Source organism: Candidatus Latescibacter sp. (assembly GCA_030692375.1).
GTDB lineage: Bacteria > Latescibacterota > Latescibacteria > Latescibacterales > Latescibacteraceae > JAUYCD01.
In genome coordinates this window covers 1-8,865 of sequence record JAUYCD010000174.1, presented here as the reverse complement: position 1 = coordinate 8,865, position 8,865 = coordinate 1, and the positions used below count along the sequence as shown (strand labels likewise).

Below are 8,865 nucleotides of genomic sequence, written 5' to 3'. Positions count from 1 at the left end.
CTAAGCGAAAGTTGGGTATCTTCTCTCATGGCAGGCTCAACTCATTTGTATTGTGTTTGTTCGTCGTTATTTGTCTAACTACAATATAATACAATATATTAGTTGATGCACTGCCTTTTTTTATGAATAATCCGGGCTAATACCCTCTTTTTTCCGCCGAGGGCTGGAGAAGGGGATTGAAAGTCCGCCCCTTGCGGTAGTTCCCCATGAGAAAATAGGGCACCGAGCCGCGGCGGGCCATCTCGTCCGCCCACTGGGCGCATATCATCTGCTGAATGATATTGCTCATTATCCCCGAAGTAGGGCAGACAGTCTCCTTGCGTCCGGCGATACGGATCACTCCGCCGGATTCAGGGGAGAAATTGTCGAATCCCGCGTCCGCAACATCAATAAGGCGACCGGGAGGGAATGCTCCATCAAGGGATGTAGGCCCGATGCCTATCACATAAGCGCCCTCCACCTTTTTTTCCAGCGCGGCTTTGATTTCATCGGGAAAAGCGGGAGAGATGGCGCTTATCAGCATGATATTACGTGTTTTCTTCGCGTTCCAATCCCCGGTATTCGGCATCCAGGGGCCGGAAGCCACACGCACCAGCTCGCTCGCCAGGCCTTTGTGCTCGTTTGACTGCACAAACCACCTGCCGCCGTCACGCACCCGCCGGGCCATTTCGACCGCAGTCTCCCTGATTTGATCCATGTGGACATTCTTGATCTTGCGCACCCGCTCGGTCAGAATGGCCAGGTATTCGGCGCTCTTGTCGACATTTTTCGCCTTGGGATCGGCCAGCTTGTTCGCAATCTCCGCGGAGAGCATCCAGTAGAGCGCGCCGAGCGCTGTAGTGCATGAAGGGCAGATCGCCATGTAGGGAATCTCCGGCGGATGGACAAGCCCCTGCTCGTAGGGGATGTAACTGTGGAGAATCTCGCTGGAGACATCCTTGAGCATGAGGTTGTCCTCGTTGGGGAGAACATATCCCTCCGGCCAGAACTCGTTGTTGACATAATTCACCGGCACGGTCACCACATACACACCGCGGTCGCGGGCCGCCTTGAGGGATTTGTTGCAGTAATTGGTGATGATCATATCCCCTTTTTTCAGGTCGTCGAATGCCGCTTCCGCCATCTCGGCTTTGTTCTGTGTTTTGGTCATGTTCCGGTAATCTTTCATGACCTTTGGGTTGCCGAGGCGGCTCTCTGCCTGCTCGGTGGAGGGCATGTGCCCGATGTTGGCGGAATTATACACCGTTCCGCCGCCCTTGATCACACTGACCGCCCGGTTGGAGAGCTCTCCGATGTGTTCGAGCTCGCCTGCGAGAGAGCCGAGGATTTTCATGGTGCCCTGGTAGTATTCATCCATGAAGAGTATGGTATGCCCGAAGTTGTACTCGCTGTCCCATTTACTTTCGCCGGTCAGCAGAGCGGTGTCGGCTGAGGCCGGGGCGGGTGAGGGGAGAACGCTTCCGGTTACGATTCCTGCGCCCGCGAGAGCGCCTTTCCTGAGCAGTTCACGACGACTGGTATTACCCATTTCAACCTCCGGTGATGGTGAATATCTGAACCATGATTCTTTGGATTAGAGGATTACCATGATAGAAACAATAATGTGGGGATAAATTACTAGGCTGAAGGCGGAAATCAAACAGCAAAAGAAAAAGAAGTCTGAACCGTGAATAATAAAATTGCATGTTTGAAGGAGTAATAACAAAGAAATATATATTTTTAGATGACGACGTATTTATTGCTTTCTTTTTTATAATGGATGCCGAAACAAGTTCGGCATGACACGTGTCATCCTGAACTCGTTGCCGCTTCGCGGGAACGATAAAACCGTTTCAGGATCTAAACACTCAAAACCTGCGAACTGTGTGAGAAATATTCTTTTCTTCTGTCTTCTGTCTTCCCCGTATTCTTCACTCCTCCGCCTTCTCTTCCCCATCGCCGTGACGGTGTATTTCGCTGTAGCTGCGGGGAACCGGGGGACCCACATACGCAACCGAATCGTTGTCGAGCCGGAAGAACGATCCCGCTTTCTGCTCCAGGAGCTGGCCCAGGATACCGACAGTGCGGGGGATGATGAACAGGGCTTTTCCGGCGGCGGGAGCAATGCCCATTTCGGACAGGAGCGCCCCGATGGCGCCGTCCACATTGAGGCATAAACCGCTCGCTTTTTCTTCCTGCAGGATGTTTCCTATTTCCCGCGCGATGGCGATATGTTTATCGCCATAGCCATATTTCTCCGCCAGGGAAAGGAGGGCATCCGCGCGGGGATCGGCGCCGTAAAGGCTGTAATACCGGTGTCCAAAACCTGGAATCTTCCTTTTCTCGCCGCCCAGTTTTCCAGCATACTTGTCTGTCAGATACCGGGCTTTTTTTTCGGGCGAATCCTCGTGTGCAGGCGCAGCTCGCTGCGCCTCTACAGCTTCAACCTGGAACGCATACGCGGCTTCCTCTCCGGCACCGGCGTGTGTGTTTCCCATGGCGGTGATTCCGGCGGCCAGGGCGGTTTTGATGGAAACCCCGCCGGAATAGGAAGTGATGGCGGCCAGCGAGGAAGGCACCGCCGGGGTATGGTCGACGCAGGCGGCAAAGACGGCCCGGAAAAGGTCCGCCTCTCCTGCATTGGGCTTACGGCCGGCGATCGCCTGGAAAAAAATCTGCTCCGGGCGGCTGTTCGCGGAAACTTTAAATTCCCCTGTGAGGATGTGTCCGACGAGGGCCATCACCCATCCGGCAAGCACCAGCGATTCGGCCTGCATGGGGGTGAAAGCGTCTTTCAGGTCCTCGTGCAGGTTCTCCACCGGAACTTCTTCCTGGCAGAGCAGACCTGCGCTTACCGCAGCATTCAGGGGGTTGCCGTTACGGGCGCTCTCTACCGCCGCTTCCACCGCGCTCCGGGAAAGAGGGACATTTTTCAGGTGATAGACGAAGAGGCGTTTCAGGAGATGACGGTCATGGGGTTTAGGGTCTTTCCGGGTGAGCACCATAAACATGATGTCCTCAATCGGCGCGCCGGTAATCAGTTCGCTGAAAGGATAGCCGAGCAGGTAGGGTTTGCCGTCGAAAAGCTGGGTGATGCCGGTCTTCAGGGAAATAGCGCGAATCTGGCGTTTCATGCTTTCCAGTTTAGGCTTGGAAATACTCACCAGCTCGGGTTTCCGAAGGTCGCTTTCTTCCAGGTGATTCCCTTCTTCCTTGAGAATCCGTCCGATAATTTCCGCCAGTTCAGAAGAGCTTCGGGCCATGCTGATTCCCGCAGCCTTCATTATCTTCATCTTGTGCTCGTAGGCGCCGACGTTCCCTTCGCCGATCACCGCTCCGGCATGCCCCATCCGTGAGCCGCGGGGAAAGAAATGTTCCGCGCCGATGCCTGAGATCAACCCGGCCACCGGCTTGGGATAGCGGGTGGAACGGATATATTCCGCCGCATCTTCTTCGTAGCTGCCGCCCACCTCTCCATTGAGAACAACGATTTTCGTGTCCTCGTCGTCGCGGGCGAGCTTGAGCAGATCGACAAAATTGCTGCCGATGATGCGGTCGCCGCCCATGCCCACTACGGTGCTGGTTCCGAAACCCTTGCGGTTGAAAATCTCGGTGGCAAGCGAAAGGCACATCCCGCCGCTCTTAGAAAAGATGGCCACCTCTCCCGGATAGAATACTCCCGGATCGTTTCCTCCGATGGCGCCGATCTTGACCCGGTCCGCCGGACAGATAATGCCGACCGATGATGGCCCTACCAGGCGTACGTCCACCTTACGGGAGACCTGCACGATTTCCGCGATATCGCGCACCGGAATGCCCTCGGTGAGCAGATTGACCAATTTGATTTTCCCTTTCCCGAGAACTTCCAGGGTGGCGCCGAGGGCTGCCTCGCGCGGCACAGTGATGAGCGAAACAGTAATGTCCGGGTGATGACGGAGCGCTTCATCCACTGTATTGTAGACCGGCACATTGTTGATACTGGCGCCTCTCTTGCCGGGGGTGACGCCGGCAGCAACTTTGGTGCCGTATTCGAGCATGTCACGGCAGATGGTGGTTCCCTGTTTTCCGGTTATTCCCTGAATAAGGATCTGGCAGTCCTTACTGGTGAGCATTCCCATGATTGTCTCCTCGGCGTTCTATTCTTTGACATGATTTACATGATTTTACAAGATTTTATCCTGTGATTCTTGTCAATGCTGTCTAATTATTACTCTTTTCATTTTGACATGATTTACATGATTTTACAAGATTTTAATCCTGTTAATCTTGTTAATCCTGTCTAATTTTAACCTGGTAAATCCTGTGAAATTCGTCTTTGAGCTACCTGGTTTTCTTATAATTGTTCACATGATGGATGAGCAGCTGCGCCGCATCATGAATGGAGGTCTCCATTCCCCGGAGGAAGATGTTGAATTTCTCGTTGCGCCGGATCAGGCGCAGGGCATTGAACGCTTCCATGTCCCGGAGGCCGGCCCTCCTGATGACAATGGGGATTTTCTTATCAAACCCCTCGGTTTCCCGTATGCCGGCCATGATTCCATTTACCAGGGTCTCGTAGATGTCGGTGAAATTGGCGCGCCCGCCCACCACCCAGATACCGTGTATCTCGCCGGGGTAGGAGAGGGCAACCCTGGTCAGCCCCTTCACTTTCTCGGCAGTGGGATTACCGCTGTATTCGGTGAAAACGGCCGGCCGGCCTCCGTGCATATAGAGGCTGTCCAGCGCCTCGCTGCTCGTTCCGCCCCCGGAAGCGAGAACGATGATGTCTCCACCGGGAATCTCGTAGAACATTCTTCCCGCCGCTCCACGGGTATCGGTCTGGTCGTTTTTCAGGGCTTGAATCTCGAGAGGAGTGGTTTTCCGTGAAAAATCGCGGCGCTCCGGGAGAGTGAGTGTGGTCTGTCGGTAGAGGGCTTCATCATCCAGCTCCATTTTGGAATCCACAGCGATGAGCTGTCCCTCGGCGGAGAGCACGAGCGGATTGATTTCCGCCAGAAGGGCGTCGTTGGAGACGAAGCACTTGTAGAGTTTGAGCATGACATCGGTCAGCTCTTCCACATCCCCCTTTACTCCCGCCCGAACAAGCATTTTATGCGCCTGCCTCGATTCCAGCCCGGTATGAATATCCACCGGCTCCATGATCACAGCGGAAGGTTCCTTCCTGGAAAGCTCCTCCACATCCATTCCGCCCTGCTGGGAGAAAATGACCGCCGGGAGATCGCCCTTGTAGGTTACAGAAATGTAGTATTCCCGCTCAATGGCAATTTTCTCTTCAACAATGACTCTGGTTACCTCCTCATTAAAAACAGTGGCGCCCAGGAGAGAATGCACCGCTTCGCGCAGCTCTTTCTCGTTTTCCGCGAACACAACAGCTCCGGCTTTTCCCCTTCCGCCTTTCAATACCTGGGCTTTTACCACCTGGGGCCAGGGGCCGTGCACCGGAACGGAGGGTGCGGCGTCCTTATCCAGGACATGACCTTTTGGGACCCTGATACCGGCCTTTTTGAACAGAATTTTGCCTTCATATTCATACAATCTCATACGCCGCCTCCTCATCAGTATTGCGAAGATGAAAATGCTCCAATAAACGTTTCTGCCGGTTGTCCAGATGCTCCTCCATGAGTTTCGCCATCCGCTCTTCATCACGGGCGGCGACTGCCTTCCAGATATTCTCATGCTCCTCAAGGTTTTCACGCGCGAGCTCTTCGCTGCCGAAATGCAGTATCCGCATGAAAGTGGCGAGATGCTTGAGCTTTTCCAGCATCACAGTCAGACGGCTGTTCCCGCAGCAGGCAATGAATGCCCCATGAAGCTCGCAGTCAACCTGCAATTCGGCCTCGATAAAATCCACCCCGGATGCGCCGCGGCATGATTCAATCAGCCGGTCAATCTTCTGCACCCTGTCTTCCGGGATGTTTCCCAGGGCGCGACGGGCCGCATGAATCTCCAGGCAGCGCCGTAAGTCGTACAGTTCGGTGATGTCCTGTGGAGTGATTTCCTTGGCAGATGCGCCACAGCGGGGATAGAAATCCACCAGGCCGTCCGCTGCCAGCCGCTGGAGGGCTTCGCGCACCGGCGTCCGTGAAACCCCGAGCAGGGAGGAGAGAGCTTCCTCGTTGAGTTTTTTGCCGGGACGGATGCGATGATTCATGAGCTGTTCGAGAATGGCGTTGTAGACGCGGTCGGTGAGGGTAGACTGGTCAAAAGGAGGGGAGAGGTCGTTCATAGTTGAGTCCTTTAGCTGGTGTGGATACTGTATATTGGATATTGTATACAATATACAGTAAAATGGGGCTTTGTCAAGAAAATATAAATCCCATAATCAACTATCGAATATTTATGCCGAGGCAAGTTCGGCGAGGAAAGTGCTCGACCTCACTCCTCAATAGTCACGAAACGGCACTATGTCGTTCTTTCTCATGTTCTGAAAACCACGAGAGTATCGCCATCGTTTTAAAGCGCGAACAGGAAAAGGTAAAGCGCCGCGTCTTATGGTTGGCTTGTGCCCTGACCCCATAAGCAACCGGGAGTATATATTATAGCATATTTTGGGTGAGGTTTGGTGGGCTGGCGAAATGAAGGATTAGTATTTCGGTGTGAAAAAATTGTGTTTGTAGAAAATTATAAATTCTATATATTTCATGTCAAGAACCACACAAAACTATTCACTAAAGTTAATGAATTCTTTCTTAACCGGTTTTACAAAGAAATCCTTGAAAAAACTTTTCGCTAAACGGTTATAATATTGTATGCTTTCACCTGTGAATAACGAAAACCGGTTAAAGAAATAATCAGCTTAGACAAGGCGAGGAAGAGGAATAGGATGACGCTCAAATCGAGTAAGCTGCAACTCGCAAAGAGACACCTTGAACGAGTACTTGTAGCTTGGTCAGAGCCGACCGATTGGGACAACTTATCGCTGTACGGCTTTTACTGTTTGGAAGCTGCCGTTGAAGCGGCTGCACTCCACTTTGGGCTGCATACCTCAAAGAAACACTGGGAAAAGGTGGATGTTGCGGAAGAGTTGCACAATACGAAGGGTCTCCAGGACATAAGCGACTTGCTGTGCGATCTAAATGAAGCGCGTAAGGCGGCTGCTTATGGTGATGTTGACCGACCTGATCTCGATGCGGAAGACATTGCGTCACAGATCGAACAATACGTCGATGCGGTGGCAGCGCTCATAGCGACAGGGAACGACGATGAGTAAAACGGCTGTGCGGTCGGCGCTCGAATTGTCTGAGTACATCAGATGTTGGCCAACGCCTCGTTCCAAGAACTGGACACTGGGTTTCCTGGATGAAGCTGGCAATAATGACAACATCATGGCTGTGGTGGCAGTTGGTTCAACTGTACGTCCAGCAGTCCATAGCGTCGATCTCGACCTTGTTGTCATCTGCCGAGAACCGGCTGAACTGAATGCTAAACCGCCTATCGAGATAGATTTTCGCAAATATCAGGCATGTAAGGTGGAGAAACAAATTGCGCAAGGCAATGATTTACTTGGGTGGGCAGTAAAGTTTGGCAGTGTACTCTTCCAGCGAGAAGGCTATTGGGACCGGATCATGGAATCGTGGCGCTATAGACTCCCACTTCCATCGGCAGATGTTTCAGACAAGAGAGCTGCGGAAGCCTTTTGTCGTTTGACCAATGTGCTTGAAGTTGGTGATGTAGATGCTGCCCACGAGCAAGCGCTGTCGTACGCAACGCACCTGGCAAGAACAGAACTGCTCAAACGAGAAGTGTATCCTGCGTCAAGACCTGAGCTTCCAGGACAGCTTCGAAGTGTTGGATGTTACCAAATTGCAGATTGTCTTGAGCGTCTAATTAACCCAAATGCTGATCACTCAAAGCTTATCGGAGAACTAGTCAAAAACCACTGTATAACAAGGCGTTATACCAGACAGCCACCGGCATCAAGGTGAACGGACGAGGGTGAACGCCTGATTGGCTAATTTAAAAAAATGTCGCAAAAAGATATTCAAATATTAGCTTATCCACACATTGATATCCGAACCGTTTTTAGCAATAAACGGAAATATCCTAAGATGTAATGAAAATGTCTATTCGCAAAAGAACAGATTTGAACGAGTATAAATGGGATACCTTCTTTGATGAATTCCGACAAGAAACCCCACGAGCTGCCGTGATTATATCGGGTGCTTTTCTCGATTCGCTCCTGCGAGATCTCATTGCAAGTTTTATGATTGACGAAGACAATGTAGTAGGCGAGTTATTGGGAAGTGATAAAAATTCGGAAACACCTTTATCTAGTTTTGGTACACGGATAAAAACTGCTTATTGCTTGGGGCTGATAAGCAAGGCTGAATACAATGATCTAAAAATAATCAAGAAAATAAGGAATAAATTTGCACATAAACTACATGGGTATTCTTTTGAAGAAAAGGAAATCGTCGGCTTGTGTAATTCGCTACAAAAACCCGTTATTTTAAAAGTTTTGCCGGTTATTCAGAAATCACACAGAGATAAGTTCGTAATCACAGTCTCGATTTTGGCAAACCAGTTAGGAATAAAGATACTTGATGTTCAAAGAGAGCGTCGAACTGTAAAAGATGATATGCAGTTAGCTCAAGTCATTAGAGTAGAAGGCAAAAGCAGTGTTGATGAAATAGGGGCAAAACAACCGCATGAAGGTTGATTTGGGGAATTCTGCTGACCAAGATAAACTGTTGGGGACTCTCGAAAGTTGGTTCCGGTTTCGAGGATGTGGGTGATCCTGACAAGTCCCCACGCAACTTATGCGGGAAGTTATTGTTGAATCAATAACTGATCCGCCCATCCCCAAGAAAATCAATCTCCTGTTCATTTTTTGTCGGCTCTTATATATATAAATGGGAATAACCGGCCCCGGAAACGTCATCACCT

The 8,865-nt window shown here is 51.2% G+C and carries 7 protein-coding genes; 3 read left to right on the top strand and 4 right to left on the bottom strand.

The window, feature by feature from the left end; genetic code table 11:
* Positions 1-136: 136 nt before the first annotated feature.
* The 4 genes from Q8O92_10555 to Q8O92_10540 all read right to left on the bottom strand — a co-directional run bounded on the left by Q8O92_10555 (position 137) and on the right by Q8O92_10540 (position 6,205).
* Positions 137-1,528, bottom strand: coding sequence for a twin-arginine translocation signal domain-containing protein (locus tag Q8O92_10555; protein ID MDP2983755.1), 1,392 nt, complete (start codon positions 1,526-1,528; stop codon positions 137-139).
* A gap of 382 nt (positions 1,529-1,910) precedes the next feature.
* Complete coding sequence (locus Q8O92_10550) at positions 1,911-4,091, bottom strand: citrate/2-methylcitrate synthase (protein ID MDP2983754.1); 2,181 nt, start codon at positions 4,089-4,091, stop codon at positions 1,911-1,913.
* A gap of 208 nt (positions 4,092-4,299) precedes the next feature.
* Positions 4,300-5,520 carry an ATP citrate lyase citrate-binding domain-containing protein gene (locus tag Q8O92_10545; protein ID MDP2983753.1) on the bottom strand — a complete coding sequence of 407 codons (1,221 nt, stop codon included), beginning with the start codon at positions 5,518-5,520 and terminating at the stop codon, positions 4,300-4,302.
* Complete coding sequence (locus tag Q8O92_10540; protein ID MDP2983752.1) at positions 5,507-6,205, bottom strand: GntR family transcriptional regulator; 699 nt, start codon at positions 6,203-6,205, stop codon at positions 5,507-5,509. The genes Q8O92_10545 and Q8O92_10540 overlap by 14 nt, the downstream gene beginning before the upstream one ends.
* Before the next feature lie 597 nt (positions 6,206-6,802).
* Between Q8O92_10540 and Q8O92_10535 the strand changes: the two genes are divergently transcribed.
* The 3 genes from Q8O92_10535 to Q8O92_10525 all read left to right on the top strand — a co-directional run bounded on the left by Q8O92_10535 (position 6,803) and on the right by Q8O92_10525 (position 8,638).
* On the top strand, positions 6,803-7,189 hold the full coding sequence (locus Q8O92_10535) for a hypothetical protein (protein ID MDP2983751.1): 387 nt from the start codon (positions 6,803-6,805) through the stop codon (positions 7,187-7,189).
* Positions 7,182-7,904, top strand: coding sequence for a hypothetical protein (locus Q8O92_10530; protein MDP2983750.1), 723 nt, complete (start codon positions 7,182-7,184; stop codon positions 7,902-7,904). Before Q8O92_10535 ends, Q8O92_10530 begins: the two co-directional genes overlap by 8 nt.
* A 134-nt stretch (positions 7,905-8,038) precedes the next feature.
* Complete coding sequence (locus Q8O92_10525) at positions 8,039-8,638, top strand: MltR family transcriptional regulator (protein MDP2983749.1); 600 nt, start codon at positions 8,039-8,041, stop codon at positions 8,636-8,638.
* Positions 8,639-8,865: the final 227 nt, after the last annotated feature.